This is a genomic window from Lysinibacillus zambalensis, from assembly GCF_040183165.1.
GTDB classification, from domain to species: domain Bacteria; phylum Bacillota; class Bacilli; order Bacillales_A; family Planococcaceae; genus Lysinibacillus; species Lysinibacillus zambalensis.
Map to the genome: position 1 here is coordinate 1 of NZ_JBEGDG010000062.1, position 861 is coordinate 861.

Below are 861 nucleotides of genomic sequence, written 5' to 3' on the forward strand. Positions count from 1 at the left end.
GAGCCAGTAGAGCCAGTAGCGCCAGTGTCACCAGTAGCCCCAGTAACGCCAGTAGCCCCGGTAACGCCAGTAGCCCCAGTAGAGCCAGTAGAGCCAGTAGAGCCAGTAACTCCAGTAGAGCCAGTAACTCCAGTAGAGCCAGTAACCCCGGTAGAGCCAGTGACCCCGGTAGAGCCAGTCACTCCAGTAGAGCCAGTAGCCCCAGTAGGTCCAGTGTCACCAGTAACGCCAGTAGCCCCAGTAGCCCCAGTAGAGCCAGTAGCCCCGGTCACGCCAGTAGAACCAGTAACACCAGTAGCCCCAGTAGCCCCAGTAGAACCAGTAACACCAGTAGCCCCAGTAGCCCCAGTAGAACCAGTAACACCAGTAGAGCCGGTCACGCCAGTAGAACCAGTGTCACCAGTAACGCCAGTTGCACCAGTAGAGCCGGTTGCGCCAGTAGCTCCAGCAGAACCCGCAGCTCCAGTAGAGCCAGTAGAGCCAGTAACCCCGGTAGAGCCAGTCACTCCAGTAGAGCCAGTAGGTCCAGTGTCACCAGTAACGCCAGTAGCCCCGGTAACGCCAGTAGCCCCAGTAGCTCCAGCAGAACCCGCAGCCCCAGTAGAGCCAGTAGGTCCAGTGTCACCAGTAACGCCAGTAGCCCCAGTAACGCCAGTAGCGCCAGTAGAGCCAGTAGCGCCAGTAGCGCCAGTAGCGCCAGTAGAGCCAGTAGCGCCAGTAGCGCCAGTAGCGCCAGTAGAGCCAGTAGCGCCAGTAGCGCGAGTAGCGCCAGTAGCGCCAGTAGCGCCAGTAACGCCAGTAGCGCCAGTAGCGCGAGTAGCGCGAGTGGCGGGGGTGGGGGGGGTGGGGCGGGTGGGGGGG

The 861-nt window shown here is 61.4% G+C and carries 1 protein-coding gene; it reads left to right on the top strand.

Annotated features, from left to right (window positions below; all coding sequences use genetic code 11):
* Positions 1-861, top strand: an 861-nt coding sequence (locus ABNX05_RS26025; protein ID WP_349662337.1) for a DUF4573 domain-containing protein, incomplete at both ends; no start/stop codon positions are given.